The sequence below is a fragment of the Saccharopolyspora sp. 6V genome, from assembly GCF_020176785.1.
GTDB classification, from domain to species: Bacteria; Actinomycetota; Actinomycetes; order Mycobacteriales; family Pseudonocardiaceae; genus Saccharopolyspora_C; species Saccharopolyspora_C gregorii.
The window spans coordinates 17,449-35,779 of record NZ_JAIUKB010000026.1; the positions used below are offsets into that span (position 1 = coordinate 17,449).

Annotated in this window: 13 protein-coding genes and 1 tRNA gene; 7 read left to right on the forward strand and 7 right to left on the reverse strand. The window is 72.3% G+C overall.

All coding sequences use genetic code 11. The features are described 5' to 3' along the window. Positions 1 to 4: 4 nt before the first annotated feature. Both LCD35_RS06035 and mfd read right to left on the reverse strand, forming a co-directional pair. Positions 5 to 1,531 carry an LCP family protein gene (locus LCD35_RS06035; protein ID WP_225043887.1) on the reverse strand — a complete coding sequence of 509 codons (1,527 nt, stop codon included), beginning with the start codon at positions 1,529 to 1,531 and terminating at the stop codon, positions 5 to 7. Positions 1,532 to 1,872: 341 nt separating this feature from the next. Beyond that, entirely contained in the window at positions 1,873 to 5,493 is a 3,621-nt protein-coding gene (gene mfd / locus LCD35_RS06040; protein ID WP_225043888.1) for a transcription-repair coupling factor, read from the reverse strand. Between the two features lie 247 nt (positions 5,494 to 5,740). Here mfd and LCD35_RS06045 point away from each other — a divergent pair, with 247 nt between their 5' ends. Next, positions 5,741 to 6,928, forward strand: a complete 1,188-nt coding sequence (locus LCD35_RS06045) for a sorbosone dehydrogenase family protein (RefSeq protein ID WP_225043889.1) — start codon at positions 5,741 to 5,743, stop codon at positions 6,926 to 6,928. A 15-nt stretch (positions 6,929 to 6,943) separates the two neighbouring features. On the opposite strand, the gene LCD35_RS06050 is transcribed toward LCD35_RS06045, so the two are convergent. Together LCD35_RS06050 and LCD35_RS06055 are read right to left on the reverse strand one after the other, a co-directional pair. Beyond that, positions 6,944 to 7,540 (reverse strand): TetR/AcrR family transcriptional regulator, encoded by a 597-nt coding sequence (locus LCD35_RS06050; protein ID WP_224958623.1) that lies wholly within the window; start codon positions 7,538 to 7,540, stop codon positions 6,944 to 6,946. Positions 7,541 to 7,805: 265 nt separating this feature from the next. Next, complete coding sequence (locus tag LCD35_RS06055; protein ID WP_224958610.1) at positions 7,806 to 8,771, reverse strand: acyl-CoA desaturase; 966 nt, start codon at positions 8,769 to 8,771, stop codon at positions 7,806 to 7,808. A gap of 308 nt (positions 8,772 to 9,079) precedes the next feature. Between LCD35_RS06055 and LCD35_RS06060 the strand changes: the two genes are divergently transcribed. The 4 genes from LCD35_RS06060 (at position 9,080) to LCD35_RS06075 (ending at position 13,940) form a co-directional block, all read left to right on the forward strand. Then, positions 9,080 to 9,150, forward strand: a tRNA-Gln gene (locus tag LCD35_RS06060). A 127-nt stretch (positions 9,151 to 9,277) separates the two neighbouring features. Next, positions 9,278 to 10,981, forward strand: a complete 1,704-nt coding sequence (locus LCD35_RS06065; protein ID WP_224958609.1) for a diguanylate cyclase — start codon at positions 9,278 to 9,280, stop codon at positions 10,979 to 10,981. 519 nt (positions 10,982 to 11,500) lie between these two features. After that, positions 11,501 to 12,931 carry a bifunctional UDP-N-acetylglucosamine diphosphorylase/glucosamine-1-phosphate N-acetyltransferase GlmU gene (gene glmU / locus LCD35_RS06070; protein ID WP_374108041.1) on the forward strand — a complete coding sequence of 477 codons (1,431 nt, stop codon included), beginning with the start codon at positions 11,501 to 11,503 and terminating at the stop codon, positions 12,929 to 12,931. 37 nt (positions 12,932 to 12,968) lie between these two features. Beyond that, on the forward strand, positions 12,969 to 13,940 hold the full coding sequence (locus tag LCD35_RS06075; RefSeq protein WP_224958607.1) for a ribose-phosphate diphosphokinase: 972 nt from the start codon (positions 12,969 to 12,971) through the stop codon (positions 13,938 to 13,940). A gap of 93 nt (positions 13,941 to 14,033) precedes the next feature. On the opposite strand, the gene LCD35_RS06080 is transcribed toward LCD35_RS06075, so the two are convergent. The 3 genes from LCD35_RS06080 to LCD35_RS06090 form a co-directional block, all read right to left on the reverse strand. Further along, positions 14,034 to 14,645, reverse strand: coding sequence for a malonic semialdehyde reductase (locus LCD35_RS06080; protein ID WP_224958606.1), 612 nt, complete (start codon positions 14,643 to 14,645; stop codon positions 14,034 to 14,036). An 89-nt stretch (positions 14,646 to 14,734) separates the two neighbouring features. Beyond that, positions 14,735 to 16,042 (reverse strand): Nramp family divalent metal transporter, encoded by a 1,308-nt coding sequence (locus LCD35_RS06085; protein ID WP_224958605.1) that lies wholly within the window; start codon positions 16,040 to 16,042, stop codon positions 14,735 to 14,737. A gap of 131 nt (positions 16,043 to 16,173) precedes the next feature. After that, positions 16,174 to 16,821: an NAD(P)-dependent oxidoreductase gene (locus LCD35_RS06090; RefSeq protein WP_224958604.1), complete on the reverse strand. Its 648-nt coding sequence runs from the start codon at positions 16,819 to 16,821 to the stop codon at positions 16,174 to 16,176. 80 nt (positions 16,822 to 16,901) lie between these two features. Here LCD35_RS06090 and LCD35_RS06095 point away from each other — a divergent pair, with 80 nt between their 5' ends. Beyond that, positions 16,902 to 17,279, forward strand: coding sequence for a winged helix-turn-helix transcriptional regulator (locus LCD35_RS06095; RefSeq protein ID WP_374108039.1), 378 nt, complete (start codon positions 16,902 to 16,904; stop codon positions 17,277 to 17,279). 263 nt (positions 17,280 to 17,542) lie between these two features. Beyond that, on the forward strand, positions 17,543 to 18,175 hold the full coding sequence (locus LCD35_RS06100) for a 50S ribosomal protein L25/general stress protein Ctc (RefSeq protein WP_224977939.1): 633 nt from the start codon (positions 17,543 to 17,545) through the stop codon (positions 18,173 to 18,175). The last annotated feature ends 156 nt before the right edge of the window (positions 18,176 to 18,331 follow it).

Consider the following 18,331-nt stretch of genomic DNA (forward strand, 5'->3'; position numbering starts at 1 on the left):
CCGGTCAGTTCACGCAGGGCACGCCGCCCGCGGTGATCGGCTGCTCCGGTTCCTGGGCGAGCCGCAGTCCGTCCAGCCGCAGTGCCTTCGCACCGGCGAAGTTCACCGCACCCGGACCGTCGTAGTCCGCGCCGAGGTACACCTCGGCGGTGCCCGCCGGGACGGATCCGCTGGTGCGCACCGGGATTCCGCCGAGCGCCGCCGCGACCTGCTCCCCCGCGTCCTGCTCGCCCGCGGCGACCCGCACCGAGGAGGAGCTCGCCGACGCCGCGTTGCCCGTCGACCCGGTGCCGAAGCCCTGCGCCGCCAGGTGGTTCGCCACGCCCGCGGCCAGGCCGGTGATGCCGGAGGCGTTGTAGACGTCCACGGAGACCTCCGCCGGGGAGCTCGACTCGGAGGTCTCGGGCTGCGCCTCCGGCGACCGCTCGGCCTGCTGGCGCACCGCGCGTTCTTGCGGGGACAGCAGCAGGTTCGCCACGAACCGGTGCACCTCGTCCTCGTCGGCCTGCACGTCTTCGCGCCCGGACGGGCCGACGAGCTCCACCGGGATGGTGTGGAAGTCGATGTCGCCGCCCGCGATGCCGTGCATCTGCTGCGCGAACTCCATGATGTCCCAGCCGGAATCGACCACCACCGACTTCTGCAGCGCCCCGATCAGCTCGCCGAGCCGCACCGGGTTGCCCAGCGTGCCCGCGGACAGGATCTTGTTCGCCAGTCCGGACATGAACACCTGCTGGCGCACCACCCGGTCCAGGTCGTAGTTCGGCAGGCCGTAGCGCTGGCGGACGAAGGCCAACGCGTCCGCGCCTTCGACCGTCTGACGCCCGGCGGGGAACACCGCGCCGGAGTGCGCGCTGTCGTCCACCGCCTCGTTCAAGCACACCTCGACGCCGCCCACGGCCTTGGTGACGTCGTAGAACCCCAGCAGGTTGACCTCAGCGTAGTGGTCGATGCTGGCGCCGGAGAGCTCTTCGATCGTTTTGATCAGGAATTTCTGGCCTTCGGCCTTGGATTGCAGTTCCAGCTGCTTGGGGTCGGTGACGCCGTCCTGTTCGAGCCGGTGGCGGGCTTCGCTCTTGGCGCGGCCGAGGGCGGAGTTGAGCTTCTGCTCGCCGTAGCCGTTGCCGAGTTCGACCATGGTGTCGCGGGGGAAGGACACGGCGCTGGCGCGTTGCCCGCCGTTGGGGATGCGCACCAGGATCATCGTGTCGGTGAGGTCGCCGCCCTCGTCGTCGGTGGCGCGCAGTTCCTTGAGCACCTCTTCGGGCAGCGGGTTCCCGTCGGCGTCGGTGCGGCTGTCGTTGCCGACCAGCAGCACGTCGGTCGCGCCGTCCGGCGAGTTCAGGCCGCTGCCGATGACATCGCTGCCGGAGAGCCCGCCGGTGACCCCGTTGAGGGCGCCCCACGCGTAGGCGCTGCTCCCCAGGACCGCCACCGACAGCAGGGCGATCACCGTGCGCCCGAAGAACTTCCGCGCGCGGCGCGGCCTGCGCGGGCGAGGTGGTTCGCGGGGAACGACGGGGTGCCGCACGGTCGTCGCCTCGCCGGGACGGGACGGCCCCGGACGAGCATTCCTCGGTCGCTGCGGTCCTCGTGCACGCTCCACGCCCTCGTCCTCTCCCCGCCCCTGCAACACCAGGAGGCGCGCCGACCGGCGCGGCCACCTACGAGTTCAGACGCGCCACGGCCGAGCGGGTTGCCTCCCGGCACCGCACGACCACCGATCAGACCCCGGACCACCGGCGGGAGCGGAGCGCTCGCGAACGCGCGCCGATCATGCCCCGGCGCACGCACCACCGCCAGCAGAACCGCCGAGCACGCACCCGTCCGGCCGAGCGGAACGCACCGCGCGGCAGCGGGTTCAGGACGCGGTCAGCCCACCGGCGCCGGTCGACCGGCGAGCGAGGTCAGCAGGGTCGCGCACCACTCCAGCAGCGCCTCGTCCCGCAGCGGCGGCGCGCCGATCCGCCCGCCCGCGGCACCTTCGGTCGGCCGCGGCACGGACACGGTGCGGACCGTCGCCTTGTACACCGCCTTCGGGTAGAGCCGCTTGAGCCGCATCTGCTGCGAGTCGGCCAGTTCCAGCGGCGCCACCCGCAGCGAGGAGCCCTGCAAGGTCACCTCGGTGACGCCGTGTTCCCGGCACACCTGGCGGAACGCGGCGACCTTCAGCAGTCGCCGCACCGGTTCCGGCAGCGGACCGTAGCGGTCCTCCAGCTCGGCGCGCACCGCGTCCAGCGCGGCCTGGTCCCCGGCCGCCGCGATCTTCCGGTAGGCCTCCAGCCGCAGCCGCTCCCCCGGCACGTAGTCGTGCGGGATGTGCGCGTCGACCGGCAGGTCCACCCGCACCTCGGCGAGCTCCTGCTCCAGGTCGGCGGTGCCCGCGCCCGCGTGCTGCTTGAACGCCTCCACGGCCTCGCCGACGAGCCGCACGTACAGGTCGAAGCCGACGCCCGCGATGTGCCCGGACTGCTCGGCGCCGAGGATGTTGCCCGCGCCGCGGATCTCCAGGTCCTTCATCGCCACCGCCATGCCCGCGCCGAGCTCCGAGTTCTGCGCGATCGTCGCGAGCCGGTCGTGCGCGGTGTCGGTGAGCGGTTTCTCGCCCGGGTACAGGAAGTACGCGTAGCCGCGCTCGCGGGCGCGCCCGACCCGGCCGCGCAGCTGGTGCAGCTGGGAGAGGCCGAGCATGTCGGAGCGCTCCACGATCAGCGTGTTCGCGTTGGAGATGTCCAGCCCGGTCTCGACGATCGTGGTGCACACCAGCACGTCGTGCTCGCGCTCCCAGAACCCCTGGATGATCTTCTCCAGGCGCTCCTCGTTCATCTGGCCGTGCGCGGTGACGATCCGCGCCTCCGGCACCAGCTCGCGCAGCGACCGGGCGGCCTTCTCGATCGTGGAGACCCGGTTGTGCACGAAGAACACCTGGCCGTCGCGCAGCAGCTCGCGGCGGATCGCGGCGCCGACCTGCTTCTCGTCGTAGGCGCCGACGTAGGTCAGCACCGGGTGCCGCTCCTCCGGCGGGGTCAGGATGGTCGACATCTCGCGGATGCCGGCCATGCTCATCTCCAGGGTCCGCGGGATGGGCGTCGCCGACATCGTCAGCACGTCCACGTGGGTGCGCAGCGCCTTGATGTGCTCCTTGTGCTCGACGCCGAAGCGCTGCTCCTCGTCGACGATGACCAGTCCGAGGTCCTTGTAGCGCACGCCGGTCTGCAGCAGCCGGTGCGTGCCGATCACGATGTCCACCGAACCGTCCGCGAGGCCCTGCAGCGTCTGCTCCGACTCCTGCGGGGTGGTGAACCGGGACAGGCCCTTGATGGTGACCGGGAAGGAGCGCATCCGGTCGGTGAAGGTGTTCAGGTGCTGCTGGGCGAGCAGCGTCGTCGGCACCAGCACCGCCACCTGCTTGCCGTCCTGCACGGCCTTGAACGCGGCGCGCACCGCGATCTCCGTCTTGCCGTAGCCGACGTCGCCGCAGATCACCCGGTCCATCGGGACGGCGCGCTGCATGTCGGCCTTCGCCTCGTCGATCGCGGCGAGCTGGTCCCCGGTCTCGGTGTAGGGGAACGCGTCCTCCAGCTCCCGCTGCCACGGGGTGTCCGGGCCGAACGCGTGGCCGGGCGCGGACTGGCGGGCCGCGTAGAGCTGCACGAGTTCGGCGGCGATCTCCTTGACCGCCTTGCGCGCCTTGGCCTTGGTGTTCTTCCAGTCGGAGCCGCCGAGCTTGTTCAGCGTCGGCAGCTCGCCGCCGACGTAGCGGGACACCTCGTCGAGCTGGTCGGTGGGCACGAACAGCCGGTCGCCGGGCTGGCCCCGCTTGCTGGAGGCGTACTCCAGCACCAGGTACTCGCGGGTGGCGCCGCCGACGGTGCGCTGCACCATCTCCACGTACTTGCCGATGCCGTGCTGCTCGTGGACGACGAAGTCACCGGCCTTCAGCGCCAGCGGGTCCACCGCGTTGCGCCGCCGCGAGGGCATCCGGCGCATGTCCTTGGTGGACGTACCGCCGCGGCCACCGGTCAGGTCGGTCTCGGTGAGCACCACCAGGCCCACCCCGGCGGCGGCGAAACCGTCCTCCAGGCCGCCGCGCACCACGGTGATCACGCCGGTCTCGGGGGCCGCGGTCAGCCCGTCGGCGGCGTGGCGCACCGGCAGCTCGCCGTCCCGGAACTGCTGCACCGCGCGCTGCGCCGTCCCCTGGCCGGGCACCACCAGCACCGCGGCGCCGCCGGTGGCGGTGTGCGCGCGCAGGTCGGTGAAGGCCCGCTCCACCTCGCCGCGGTAGGCCTCGACCTGCTTGAGGCCCAAGTGCACCACGCCGCGGTCCGCGCTGTCGCTGCTGAGCTGGGTCAGCGTCCACCACGGCAGCCCGATCTCCCGGGTCCGCTCCTCGACCTCCGGGAGGCCCCGGTACGCCGAGGCGCCCAGGTCGATGGGGGCCTTGCCGCCGTCGGCGGCGACCATCCAGGACGCCTCCAGGAACTCCTGCCCGGTGCGCACCAGGTCCGCGGCCCGCGCCCGCACCTTCTCCGGGTCGGACAGCAGCACGTGGGTGCCGTCCGGCACGAGTTCGGTGAGCAGCCGCATCTCGCCGTCGCACAGCGCCGGGATCAGCGCCTCCATGCCTTCGACGGCGGCGCCGCCCGCGATCTTGCCGAGCATCTCGGACAGGTGCGCGTCCGCCTCGTGCCGCCGGGCCAGCTCGGCCGCGCGCTCCGCCACCTCCGGGGTGATCAGCAGTTCGCGGCAGGCGGGGGCGTACAGCGCGGTGTCGGTGGCATCCGGCAGCGAGCGCTGGTCGGCGACCGAGAACGGGCGGATCTCGGTGACCTCGTCGCCCCAGAACTCCACCCGCAGCGGGTGTTCCACGGTCGGCGGGAACACGTCCACGATGCCGCCGCGCACGGCGAACTCGCCGCGCTTCTCCACCATGTCCACGCGCGAGTAGGCGAGGCCGGCCAGCCGTTCCACCAGGTCCTCGAAGTCGTGCTCGTCGCCGAGCCGCAGCCGCACCGGGGCCAGCTCGCCCAGGCCGGGCGCGATCGGCTGGATGAGGCTGCGGACCGTCGTGACCAGCACCCGCACCGGGCCTTCGGCGTGCTCCTCGGGGTGCGCGAGCCTGCGCAGCACCGCGAGCCTGCGCCCCACCGTGTCCGCGCGCGGGGACAGCCGCTCGTGCGGCAGCGTCTCCCAGGACGGGAGCACCGCGATGCCGTCCGCGCCGAGCAGGTCCTCCAGCGCGGACGCGGTCTCCTCGGCCTCCCGGCCGGTCGCGGTCACCAGCAGCACCGGGGCCGCCGCACCGGTGTCGGCGGCGAGCGCCGCCGCGGCCAGCGGACGGGCGGCGACCGGGCCCTCCAGCACCAGGTGCGGCCGACCGGCCGCGGACACCACTTCGCGGAAGGTCTCCTCCCGCAGCAGCGCGTCGAGCAGCCCGTGCAGCGCGGCCGGAGCCGCGTCGGTCGCCGTGGCAGGACCAGCCTGGGTCATCAGAATCCCTCGCACCGAGAACGGAAAGCGCACAGACCCGTCCCCGGGACGACTGCGTCCGAGTCCGGCGTGCGGGGGTCGGCGTCGCGACGGCTGAGCCGGGACCGGCTCTCCCCAGGCGGACCGGTTGCCGGGTGGCGGGAGTCGCCGTCCAGCCTACGACTCCGCACCGACGACGTCCGGTCGCCCCGCGCCGGCGGGGCGCGGACGGGCACGGCGGGTGCCCGGGCGGTGCCACACTGTGGCGATGCGCGCTAGCCGAGTCGCCGCCGTCGCCCTGGTCGTCCTGCTCGGCGCGTGCGGCGCCCCGGACGGCGCGCCACCGCCGCCGAGCACCCGCGCTCCGGACCCGGTGCCGTCCACGCTGCGGGTGGAGGTCCTCGGCGGCGGCTTGGAGCACCCGTGGGACCTCGGCTTCCTGCCCGACGGCACCGCGCTGGTGACGCAGCGGCCGGGACGGCTGGCGCTGCTCGCCGACACCAGTCCCGGGGCGCAGATCCGGCCGGTGCGCGCCGACCTCGACGACGTGCTCGCCGAGGGCGAGGGCGGCCTGCTGGGAATGGTGGTGCACCCGGACTTCGCCGAGAGCAGGCGCTTCGTCACCTGCCAGACGCACCGGCGGGACGGGCGGGCGGTGGACGTGCGGCTGGTGACCTGGCGGCTCGCCGAGGACGGCGGCAGCGCCGAACGCGTCGGACCGCCGCTGCTGGCGGGCCTGCCGGTGAACCCGGGTGGCAGGCACTCCGGCTGCCGCCCGGAGCTGGCCGCGGACGGCGCGCTGCTGGTCACCACCGGCGACACCGCCGACCCGGCCGCCGCGCAGGACCGCCGCGGGCTGGGCGGGAAGGTGCTGCGGATGGACCTGCGCACCGGTGCGCCGCTGCCCGGCAACCCCTTCCTGGACTCCCCGGACCCCGCCGAACGGTTGGTCTACAGCTACGGGCACCGCAACCCGCAGGGCATCGCGCAGCGCCCCGGCGGCCAGGTGTTCGTCGCCGAGCACGGGCCGGACTCCGACGACGAGCTCAACCTGCTGCGCCCGGGCGGCAACCACGGCTGGGACCCGTCGCGCGGCGGCGACTCCGATTCCTACGACGAGTCGGTGCCGATGACGGACCTGCGCCGGTTCCCGGACGCGGTGCCCGCGGTGTGGTCCTCGGGAGGGACGACGGAGGCGGTGTGCGCGGCCGCGTTCCTCACCGGGGGGACGTGGGGGCGGTTCGACGGGATGCTCGCGGTGACCGCGCTGAAGGGGTCGAAGCTGATGCTGTTCCGCCTCGCCCCGGACGGGTCGGTGCGGGAGGTCCTGGTGCCACCGGAGCTCGACGGCCTGCACGGCAGGCTCCGCGCCGCGCGGCTCGGCCCGGACGGCGCCCTCTACGTCACCACGTCCAACGGCACCGACGACCGGATCCTGCGCGTCACCTCGTCCTGACCCGCCGGACGGAGGTCAGCGCCAGGTGCCGAGCTTGGGCTTGTGCTCCAGGTTGGAGAGGCCGTTCCAGGCGATGTTGACCAGGTGCGCGGCCACGTCGTCCTTCTTCGGCTTGCGCGCCTCCAGCCACCACTGGCCGACCAGCGCCACCATGCCGACCAGCGCCTGGCTGTAGAGCGGGGCGAGCTTCGCGTCGTAGCCCTTCGCGCTGAACTGGAGCCCGAGGATGTGCTCGACCTGGCTGGCGATGTCGTTGAGCAGCGAGGAGAACGTGCCGGTGGTGGAGGCCACCGGCGAGTCGCGGACCAGGATGCGGAACCCGTCGGTGCAGGTGTCGATGTATTCGAGCAGCGCGCCCGCGGCCTGCTCCAGCAGCGCGCGGGGGTGCCCGGCCGAGAGCGCCGAGACGATGCGGTCCAGCAGGGCGCGCATCTCGCGGTCCACGACCACCGCGTAGATGCCTTCCTTGCCGCCGAAGTGCTCGTAGACGACCGGCTTGGACACGCCGGCCCGGTGCGCGATCTCCTCGATGGAGGCCGCTTCGAAGCCCTTCTCCGCGAACAGGGCCCTGGCCACGTCGAGCAGCTGCTGACGTCGTTCCTCACCGGTCATCCGGACTCGGGTGGTGCGGGCCGAACGCCGCCTGGTCTCCGAATCCGGCGAGTTCCGCTTGCGCCGTCCTGCTGCCACGCAGGTCACCCTATCCGTCGAGATCCGCCGAGGTGCGCGCCTCCCCGATCGCGCGCGGCGCTGCGCGCCCGGGGAGGGCGGGCGCGCGGCCGCGCGACGAGGAGGCCGGCCCGGCGGCGCCCCCGCTGGGTCACCGGTCCGCGAGGACCGGCCCCGGCGAGGTTCCACCGCCGTGACCGCCGGAGGGTCAGCCCTTGTAGTCGGTGACCGCGATCCGGGCCAGCCGCTTCTCGTTCGGCCAGCGAACCTTCCAGGCCCAGCCGACCTTCTCGAAGAACCAGATCACCCGCGCCGAGATGTCCAGCTGCCCGCGCAGCACCCCGTGCCGGGCGCAGGTCGGGTCGGCGTGGTGGGAGTTGTGCCAGGACTCGCCGAACGACACGATCGCCAGCGGCCAGAAGTTCGCCGCCTTGTCGCGGCTCTTGAACGGGCGCTCGCCGATCATGTGGCAGATCGAGTTCACCGACCACGTGATGTGGTGCAGCAGCGAGACCCGCACCAGCCCGGCCCAGAAGAAGCCGGTCAGCGCGCCCCACCAGGACCAGGTGAGGAGCCCGCCGAGCACCGCGGGCAGCACCAGGCTCAGCGCGGTCCACAGCACGAAGAGGTTGTTCAGCTTGACCAGCCGCTCCTCCTTGTGCAGGTCGGGCGCGAACCGCTCCTCGTTGGTCATGTTCCGGTCGAACAGCCAGCCCATGTGCGCGTGCCAGAAGCCCTTGGCCAGCGCACCCGGAGTGCTGCCGAAGCGCCACGGCGAGTGCGGGTCGCCGTCGCGGTCCGAGTAGGCGTGGTGCCGCCGGTGGTCGGCGACCCAGGTGATCACCGGGCCCTGCAGCGAGGTCATGCCCGCGATCGCGAGCGTGGCGCGCACCGGCCAGTTGGACTTGAACGAGCCGTGCGTGAACAGCCGGTGGAACCCGACGGTGACGCCGAGCCCGCTGAACACGTAGAAGAAGGCCGCGAGGCCGACGTCGACCCAGCCGAGGCCCCAGCCCCAGGCGAACGGGATCGCGGCGACGAGCGCGACGCACGGGATCAGGACGAACGCGTAGACGAAGAACTGGGCGAGTCGGGGACGGGCCCCCGCGGTGAGCGGCTTGGGCCCGGACTCGGCCCCGGAAGTCTCGGGGGCAACGTCGGTTGCTGCGGTCATACTCAGTACCTCTACTGGGTCAGGTGGCGGAAGAACGTTGGTCGGCAGCGCCGGGAAAGCGGTGTCGGCCCCGCAGATCCTACGGGACCGTAACCTACGCCAGCGTAAGTTGGTGGATGCACAATCGTCACCCCCCGGCGACGGAAATACGGCGTGTCGCTACCGCCCGGGCGTGTCCGGATCGTCGGTTCCGATCGTTCGTGCACCCGTGAGAACGATCACCCTGGACGGGCATGCCACGATGTCGACTGGGCGACCGCGGTCGGTCGGCGTGGCGGTAAGCTCTGGCGCCGGACCACATCGCCCGATCCGCCGTGGTGTAAAGGCAGCACCTCAGATTTTGGTTCTGATGGTCCAGGTTCGAGTCCTGGCGGCGGAGCAGCGGTCCCCGCGACGCCGTGCGCGATGTCCCGACGGGAACCGTGGTCGATCGCCGACCTCCCCGGCCCCGGCCGGGCTTGGATGCCAGCAGGGGGTGTGCGCCGCTGCGCGAGGACACGACGGACGTGCGCGACGATGCGGCAACCGCGCTGAGCGAGGTCAGCGACGCGTGGTTGGTCGGTCGCGCTCGCGAACTCAACGCCGTCGGCCAGAACAGCGACGCACTGGGCCAGCGCGGCACCATCCGCGAAGCCGACGGCCTGCTCGCCGAGGCGCAGCGGCGCGGTGAACCCCGCATCGTCGCCCAGCTGCTGCGGCACTGCGCCGCGATGCGGCTGTCCTCCTCCGGGCTCGCGCACGGCGCCGAACCGCTGCTGGACGAACTCCTCACGCACAGCCGCAGGCACGGCCTGACCGTGCTGGAAGCCGACGCCTACGCGCTGCGCGGCAGGCGCGCGCTGCTCACCGGCAGCGAGGACAACGCGATCACCGAGGTCGCCAGCGGGCTCGCCATGCTGGAGGACGAACCCGTCCCGGACACCGCGCTGGGCAGGCGCTCCTGGGACCGGCTGCTGGCGACCGCGCTGATCGACCTGGGCTCGGTGCTCACCCAGCTCGGCGTGTACGAGACCGCGGACGAGGTGATGGCCCGCGCGCTGCACCGGATCCGGGAGAGCGGCGGCCCGCACGAGATAGCGCTGCACATGATGAACCGCTGCCGGATGTTCCTCGGCTGGGGTTTGCGGCTGGAGCGCATCGGCCAGCAGGACGCGGCGGGCGAGCGGTTCGCCACCGCCTCCGGGCTGGCGCTCGGTGTGGAGGTGCCGTGGCGGGAATCGCTGTTCCCCCGGCTCGCGGACCGCTCCGCCGCCGACCAGATCCCGGTGCTCGGCGCCGCGCACGCGCTCGCCCAGCCCGGCGAGGAGCACATCGAGCGGTTGCGGCGGCTGCGCTCGCTGGACCGGGCCATCCACCCGCGCGAGAAGATCATCGTGACGATCGCGCTGTCCCGCTGCCTGATCGGCGCGGGCCGGCGGTCGGAGGCGGTGCGGATGCTCTCCGACACCCGCTCCAAGGTCACCAGCGACGCCGCCGACCCCACGCTGCGGATCTCGCTCGCCCGCGAGTACGCGCAGCTCACCGAGCTCGACCAGGACCGGCCCACCAGCGATGCGGTGCACGACTACGTGCTGGACCTGGAGAACGAGCTGTGGGCGATGCGGGAAGGCCGCTACCTGACGCTGAGCACGCGGCTGGAGAACTCGCGGCTGAACCTGCGCCACGACGCGATCACCCAGCAGGCGCTGCAGGACCCGCTGACCGGGCTGTCCAACCGGCGGGCGCTGGACGAACGGCTGGACGCGCTGCTGGACTCCCCGGAGGCGCAGCCGCTGTCGGTGGCGCTGGTCGACCTGGACGGCTTCAAGGAGGTCAACGACCGCTGCTCGCACGCCGAGGGCGATGACGTGCTGCGGGTCGTGGCGAGCACGCTGCGGGACACGCTGCGGGTGGACGACTTCGTGGCCCGCTACGGCGGCGACGAGTTCGTGGTGCTGCTGCCCGGCGTGACGCTGGCCGCGGCCGAGTCGGCGCTGCGGCGGACGGTGGAGGCGATCGCGCGGCTGCCGAAGGCGCTGTCCCGCGGGGTGACGCTGTCGATCGGCGTGGTCGCGCGGCGACCGCAGGAGTCCGGCGCGCAGGTGCAGGCCCGCGCGGACGCGGCGATGTACCAGGCCAAGCGGGACGGCGGTAACCAGGTGGCCACGTTCGCGGTGGAGTCGTCGGGCGGCGACGACGAGGAGACCTGGATCCCGCCGCAGCCCCGCTGATGGTTCACCCGGACCGGCCCAGCCGATGCTCGTGCGTGCACTCTCCGTGAGCGACCCGTCCCCGGGGCGGGCAGTCGGGACCCGGCGGCCCGCAACGCACCGCGACGTCGGCGACCACCCGCCAGCATTCCGCCCGATTGATCACAAAGCAGCAGTTCGGGACGGCCGCGACGTCCGGAGCGGGGTGGACCGGGCAGGTAGCATCGGCGTCCGCCGGACAAGCGGGAAGGGCCACCGGCGCGCGCGCGGCACGCCCCGGTTACCCTTCACCCGCTTGGACGCCACCAGCAGCCGGTTCGCGGCGAGACTGCTCACCGTGACCACACCGACCAGGGCGACTCCGGCGTGTCGGCGTCGAACCCGCTTGAGACCCAAGGGAGTGCGTTGATGCCTCAGGGCGAGAACGCCCGGCCCGCCCCCAGCACGTCCGGCGCGGCTTCCTCCGCTTCCCCCTCCGCACTCGGCAACGCGGGCTCCGCGGTCAGCACCATCGTGCTCGCCGCGGGCGAGGGGACCCGGATGCGCTCCGCGACGCCGAAGGTGCTGCACCCGCTCGCCGGCCGGCCGCTGGTCGAGCACGCGGTGCGGGCGGCGGCCGGGACCGGGCCGGACGACCTGGTGGTCGTGATCGGCCACGGCCGGGACGCCGTCGGCGAGCACCTCGCGCAGGTCGCCGACGGCCTCGGCCGCAAGGTGCACACCGTCGTCCAGGACCGGCAGCTCGGCACCGGGCACGCGGTCGCGTGCGGGATGACCGCGCTGGCGAACCAGCGGCAGGGCACCGTGCTGGTCAGCTACGGCGACGTCCCGCTGCTGGACACCGCGACGCTCGACGCGCTGCTCGCCGAGCACCACGAGCGCGGCAACGCGGTCACCGTGCTCTCGGCGGTCGTCGACGACCCCACGGGCTACGGCAGGCTGGTCCGCGACGCCGCCGGGAACGTCACCGGCATCGTCGAGCAGAAGGACGCCACCGCCGAGCAGGCCGCCATCGGGGAGATCAACTCCGGGGTGTACGCGTTCGACGCGGCGGTGCTCTCCGACGCGCTGGAGCGGTTGTCCACCGACAACGCGCAGGGCGAGCTGTACCTGACCGACGTGCTGTCCATCGCCCGCTCCGACGGCCACCCGGTGGGCGCGCTGGTGTGCGCGGACACCTGGCTCGTGGAGGGCGTCAACGACCGGGTGCAGCTGGCCCGGCTCGGTGCGGAGCTCAACCGCAGGCTGGTGCTCGGCTGGATGCGCGAGGGCGTCACCGTCACCGACCCGTCCTCGGTGTGGCTGGACTGCGACGTGGTGCTCGACCGCGACGTGACCGTGGAGCCGGGAGTGCAGCTGCGCGCGGGCACCACCGTCGGCGAGGGCGCGCTGATCGGCCCGGACACCACGCTGACCGGCTGCACCGTGCACCCGGGTGCCTCGGTCGTGCGCACCCACGGCGAAGGCGCCGAGGTCGGTCCCGGCGCCTCGGTGGGGCCGTTCGCCTACCTGCGCCCCGGCGCGCGGCTCGGCGAGAAGGGCAAGATCGGCACCTTCGTCGAGGTCAAGAACGCCGAGATCGGCACCGGCAGCAAGATCCCGCACCTCACCTACGTCGGCGACGCCGAGATCGGCGAGGGCAGCAACATCGGTGCGGCGAGCGTCTTCGTGAACTACGACGGCGTCGCCAAGCACCGCACCGTGATCGGTTCCCACGCCCGGACGGGGGCGGACAACATGTTCGTCGCTCCCGTCGAGGTCGGGGACGGCGCCTACACGGCCGCCGGTTCGGTCATCACCCAAGATGTCCCCCCGGGCGCCATGGCGGTCGCCCGCGGGAGGCAGCGCAACATCGAAGGCTGGGTGGCTCGCCGCCGCCCGGACACCGCCGCCGATCGAGCCTCCCGGCAGGCTCAGCAGCGGTCGGGATCTGACGACCTGACCACCAATCCGACGAGTGACACCCGATGATGGGCGTCAACGGGGAGGGACGATGACCGTGAGTGCCATGTCTGCGACCCCGAAGAAGAGCCTCAAGCTCTTCTCCGGGAGCAGCCACCCGGAACTTGCCGAGGAGGTGGCCAAGCAACTCGACGTGACGGTCACGCCCCAATCGGCCTACAAGTTCGCGAACGGCGAGATCTTCGTCCGCTACGACGAGTCGGTCCGCGGCTGCGACGCCTTCGTGATCCAGTCGCACTGCACGCCGCTCAACGACGCCATCATGGAACAGCTGATCATGGTGGACGCGCTGAAGCGGGCCAGCGCCAAGCGCATCACCGTGGTCATGCCGTTCTACGGCTACGCCCGGCAGGACAAGAAGCACAAGGGCCGCGAACCGATCTCGGCCCGCCTGATGGCGGACCTGTTCAAGACCGCGGGCGCCGACCGGATCATGACGGTGGACCTGCACACCGACCAGATCCAGGGCTTCTTCGACGGGCCGGTGGACCACCTGCTCGCGCAGACGGTGCTGTCGGACTACATCCGGCAGACCTACTCCGACGAGAAGATCACCGTGGTCTCGCCGGACTCCGGCCGGGTGCGGGTCGCGGAGAAGTGGGCGGACAACCTCGGCGGGACCCCGCTTGCGTTCATCCACAAGACCAGGGACCCCACGAAGCCGAACCAGGTCGTCGCGAACCGCGTCGTCGGTGACGTCGAAGGCCGGCTGTGCGTGCTGGTCGACGACATGATCGACACCGGTGGCACGATCACCAAGGCCACCGAGCAGCTGCTGGAGTCCGGCGCGAAGGACGTCATCATCGCGGCGACCCACGGCGTGCTCTCCGGCCCGGCGGTGGAGCGGCTGTCGTCCTGCGGGGCGAAGGAGGTCGTGCTGACGAACACGCTGCCGATCCCGGACGACCACCACTTCGACACGCTGCGGGTGCTCTCGATCGCCCCGCTGGTCGCCGAGGCGATCCACCAGGTGTTCGAGGACGGTTCGGTCACCAGCCTGTTCGACGGCCACGCCTGAGCGAAGTCCGAACGCACGACGGCCCGGTCCCCCTCGGGGCCGGGCCGTTGCGCGTCCGCGGCGGTCGGCCCGGAGCGGGCGGGCCGAGCGCGATCAGATGGTCGTGACGACCTCGTCGTAGTCGTGGCGGGGCAGGCGGTCGAACCACGGGTCCTCGCCCGGCTTGCCGATGTTGACCACGACGAGCACCTGCTGCTTGCCGTCCGGGAAGAACTCGGCGTTGATGCCCGCCGGGTCGAAGCCGGTCATCGGGCCCGCGGCCAAGCCGGCGGCGCGCACGCCGAGGATGAAGTAGGCGACCTGCAGGCTCGCGTTGAGCCTGGCGTGCTCGGTGCGGAAGTCGTCGTCCGCCCACATGTCCTTGGCGTTGGGGGCGTGCGGGAACATCCGCGGCAGGTTCTCGTGGAAGTCGGTGTCGGCGGCGAGCACGGCGACGACCGGAGCGCTCTCGGTCTTGGCCCGGTTGCCCCCGCCCAGGTGCGGCAGCAGGCGCTGCTTGCCCTCGTCGGAGCGGATCAGGACGATGCGCAGCGGCTGCTGGTTCATGGAGGTCGGGCCCCACTTGACCAGGTCGTGGATGGCGCGCAGCTGCTCGTCGGTGACCTCGTCGGCGCTGAAGGTGTTGGCCGTGCGGGCGTTGCGGAACAGCAGGTCCTGGGCTTCCTCGGACAGCTGGAGGCCGGTCGTCGAATCGGTCGAGGTCATGATCACTTCCTTGCTCGCGGTTTCTCCGAGCAACGTGTTTGAAGCTTCCACCATTCCGGCAGAGGCGCGCGTCACACCCGTCCCGCTCGTCAGAACAGGCCGACGAGCTCGTTGATCGCCACGCCGACGAACAGCAGCAGGCACAGCACCAGCAGCGTGTTCGACAACCACCGGGAGCGGTGCTCGGCCGGCATCATCGAGCGCGAGTTCAGCAGCACCAGCAGCGTGCCCGCCAGGAACGGCATGAACAGCGCGCCCAGCACCCCGTACACCAGCGTCAGCTGGAACGGCTTGCTGAACAGCAGCAGCAGCATCGGCGGGAAGGTCAGCCACAGCAGGTAGATCCGGTAGGGCGCGCTGTGCATGCCCGCCTTGTGGTCGTAGGCCTCGGCGGTCTCCACCGGCGCCTCCTTCGGCAGCCGCCAAGTCCGCCACCAGTCGGCGAACAGCAGGCTCACGCCGTTCCACACGCCGATCACCGAGCTGAACGCGACGGCGAAGAAGCCGACCAGGAACGGGATCCGCGCCCATTCGCCGTAGTCGGCGGCGAGCACGTCGCCGAGGTTGAGCAGGCCCTTGTCGCTCTCGGTCAGGTCCTGGCCGAGCAGGATCTCCGCGCCCACCACCAGCATCGCCACCACGAAGATGCCGGTGGTGAGGTAGCCGACGGTGTTGTCCATCCGCATGATCGGCAGCCACTTCGGCGTCCGCCAGCCCTTCGCGAACGTCCAGTAGCCGTAGGCGGCCATCGTGATGGTGCCGCCGACACCGCCCATCAGGCCGAGCACGTAGGCCACCGAGCCCGCGGGCAGCCGCGGCACCAGGCCCTCGCCGAGCTCCAGCAGGTTCGGCCCGACCAGGAACGCGGTGCCGACGACGGTCACGAACATGACCCCGACCAGCACCGTCATGATCTTCTCCAGCACCGCGTAGCGGCCGAACCACACCAGCGCCAGGCCGAGCAGCCCGCACAGCGCCGCCCAGCCGCCGACCGGCAGCACCGGGAACAGCGCGTTCAGCGGCAGCGCCGAGGCGGACATCGCGGTGGCCCCGTACACGAAGCCCCAGATCACGATGTACACGCCGAAGTAGGCGGTGGCCCACCGGCCGAGCGAGCGCCAGCCGGAGAGCATCGTGCGCTCGCCGCCGAGGTGCCAGCGCCCGACCGCCTCGCCGAGCGCCAGCTTGAACACCGTGCCCAGCAGCACCGCCCAGAACAGCGTGTACCCGTACCGGGCGCCGGCGACCATGGTTGCGACCAGGTCGCCCGCGCCGACCCCGGTGGCGGCGGCCATGATGCCGGGGCCGATCTGCTTGAACCGCGCCCAGCCGGTGGCCGGGACCTGCGGCGCGCTGCCGTTCTCGGCGCCCTGGCCGGAGCTCGTGTCTGCGGACATGCGCGTCAAACTATCGCCGCGCGTGGTGCCGGTCACCCGTCGGCGACCAAACCGTGACGCACGGGCACCGGCACTGCCGCACTTCGCCTGTCAGCGGCGAAGCCGCTGAGCGGAGACGAGCCCACGAAGCCTCAGTAAGCGACCGTGAAGCGGGTGCGGTGGTGGGCCGGTGCATCGAGCTCGTCGACGAAGGCCAGGGCGAAGTCGTCGCCGCCGATCGTCGAGTTCCCCGCCTCGTCGGACAGCAGCAGGTCGCCGCCGACCCGGTAGGTGCCGGTCCGCTCCCCCGGCGCGTAGGCGCCGAACACCGCGGGCGGGCTCACGTAGAACCAGTCGACGTCGGCGGGGGCTTCGCGCAGCGCGTCCAGCACCTCGGCGTGCGAACCCGCCTCCAGCTTGAACTCCGCCGGGAAGTCCGGGGTGTCGATGACGCGGGGACCGCCTTCGGCGACGCGCAGGCTGCCCGCCCCGCCGACGACGCCGAGCCGGAAGCCGTTGGTGCGCGCGGCGTCGAGCAGTGTCGGCACCGCGTCGAGCAGCTTCTTGCCGTCGGCCGCCGGGCGGCCCGGGGTGGCGATGAGCACCGCGTCGGCACCCTTCGTCACGTCGAGCACGAACGCCGGGTCGTGCATCGTGCCCTGGCGCCCGCTGAGCCCGTCGGCTTCGGGCAGTCCGCTCACGTCGCGGGCCACCCCGATCACCTCGTGGCCGCGGGACAGCGCTTCCTTCGCGATCCGGCCGCCCGCGTACCCGGTGGCGCCGAACAGAACGATCCGCATGCGAGATCTCCTCCAGTCGTGGACCTGACCAGGATGGTAACCATTGGTGACCAGTGACTTCACAGTGCTATAAGTACCTGGTGGTTACCAACCTGGTCCCGGACGTGCACGACCCCGCCTGCCCCACTCGCGTGGTGCTCGACCGCATCGGAGATCGCTGGACGTCGCTGGTGGTGCTGAACCTGCTGGACGGCCCGCTGCGGTTCACCCGGCTGCGCGCGGCCATCGGCGGAGTGGCGCCGAAGGTGCTCACCCAGACCTTGCGCGCGATGGAGCGCGACGGCCTGCTCCACCGGACCGTCCACGCGGAAGTTCCCCCGCGGGTGGACTACGAGCTCACCGCGCTGGGCCGGTCGCTGAGCACCCCGATCCAGGCCATCACCGACTGGGCCGAAGCCCACGTGACCGACGTGGAAGCCGCCCGTGCCGAGTACGACGCGGCCCGCGAGGACCGCTGATCGCCCCTGCACCCACCCGGGCGGCGCCCCCTTCCCGCGCAGGCTCTAAACTGTTCGGGTTGCCTCGGCGAGGCCGGGTCCTGCCACCCGGCGTGATCGACGCGGCGGCTCGGTGTTCGCCCTCGTGGACGCGAAGGACCGCCGGCGCCGCCCGCACAAGGTGCCGCCCCGTCCGGTACGCGCCGACCACGCAAGTGGTGCCCCCGCCGCCGCAGGCCGCCGACCAGTTCCGTTCCGCCCGACGTCACGAGGAGTGCACCACCGTGTCCGAGGTACGTATTTCCGTCGAACCGCGCACCGAGTTCGGCAAAGGCGCAGCCCGTCGCACCCGCCGCGCCGGCAAGATCCCCGCGGTCCTCTACGGCCACGGCTCCGACCCGAAGCACCTGTCGCTGCCCGCGGTCGAGTTCGCCCGCGCCGTCCGCGACAACGGCCAGAACGCGGTGCTGACCCTGGAGGTCGCCGGTTCGGCCAACGAGCTCGCGCTGACCAAGACCATCACCGCGCACCCGATCAAGAACTACATCGAGCACGTCGACCTGCTGCTGGTCAAGCGCGGCGAGAAGGTCACCGTGAACGTGCCGGTCGTGCTGGTCGGCGACGCCGCCCCGGGCACCCTGGTCACCCAGGACCTCAACGAGCTCGAGGTCGAGGCCGAGGCGCTGCACATCCCCGAGCAGTTCGAGGTCTCCGTGGAGGGCGCCGAGGACGGCACCCAGATCCACGCCTCCGACGTGCGGCTGCCGAAGGGCGTCACGCTGAGCTCCGCCCCCGAGGGCCTGGTCGCCAGCATCAGCGAGGCCCCCAGCGCCGCCGACATGGAGTCCGAGATCGACGCCGAGGGTGCGGGCGTCGTCGAGGACGAGCCCGAGGACGCCACCGCCTCGGAGTCCTGAGCCCACGACGTCGGGCCGGCGGCCGGGATGCGGTGAACCGCGTCCCGGCCGCCGCGGCTCCGGCCCGCCCGGGCCGAACACCGCGCGGCCGCCCCGGCACGGGGCCGGCCATCCCGAGGTCGCCGCTGATCAGCTGCGACCCCCATCCGAGGACGC

Excerpts from the sequence above, each read along its gene's own strand:
- mfd (WP_225043888.1), bottom strand. The coding sequence starts at position 5,493 with ATGACCCAGGCTGGTCCTGCCACGGCGACCGACGCGGCTCCGGCCGCG.
- LCD35_RS06045 (WP_225043889.1), top strand. The coding sequence starts at position 5,741 with ATGCGCGCTAGCCGAGTCGCCGCCGTCGCCCTGGTCGTCCTGCTCGGC.
- LCD35_RS06050 (WP_224958623.1), bottom strand. The coding sequence starts at position 7,540 with ATGACCGGTGAGGAACGACGTCAGCAGCTGCTCGACGTGGCCAGGGCC.
- LCD35_RS06055 (WP_224958610.1), bottom strand. The coding sequence starts at position 8,771 with ATGACCGCAGCAACCGACGTTGCCCCCGAGACTTCCGGGGCCGAGTCC.
- glmU (WP_374108041.1), top strand. The coding sequence starts at position 11,501 with ATGCGCTCCGCGACGCCGAAGGTGCTGCACCCGCTCGCCGGCCGGCCG.
- LCD35_RS06075 (WP_224958607.1), top strand. The coding sequence starts at position 12,969 with ATGTCTGCGACCCCGAAGAAGAGCCTCAAGCTCTTCTCCGGGAGCAGC.
- LCD35_RS06080 (WP_224958606.1), bottom strand. The coding sequence starts at position 14,645 with ATGACCTCGACCGATTCGACGACCGGCCTCCAGCTGTCCGAGGAAGCC.
- LCD35_RS06085 (WP_224958605.1), bottom strand. The coding sequence starts at position 16,042 with ATGTCCGCAGACACGAGCTCCGGCCAGGGCGCCGAGAACGGCAGCGCG.
- LCD35_RS06090 (WP_224958604.1), bottom strand. The coding sequence starts at position 16,821 with ATGCGGATCGTTCTGTTCGGCGCCACCGGGTACGCGGGCGGCCGGATC.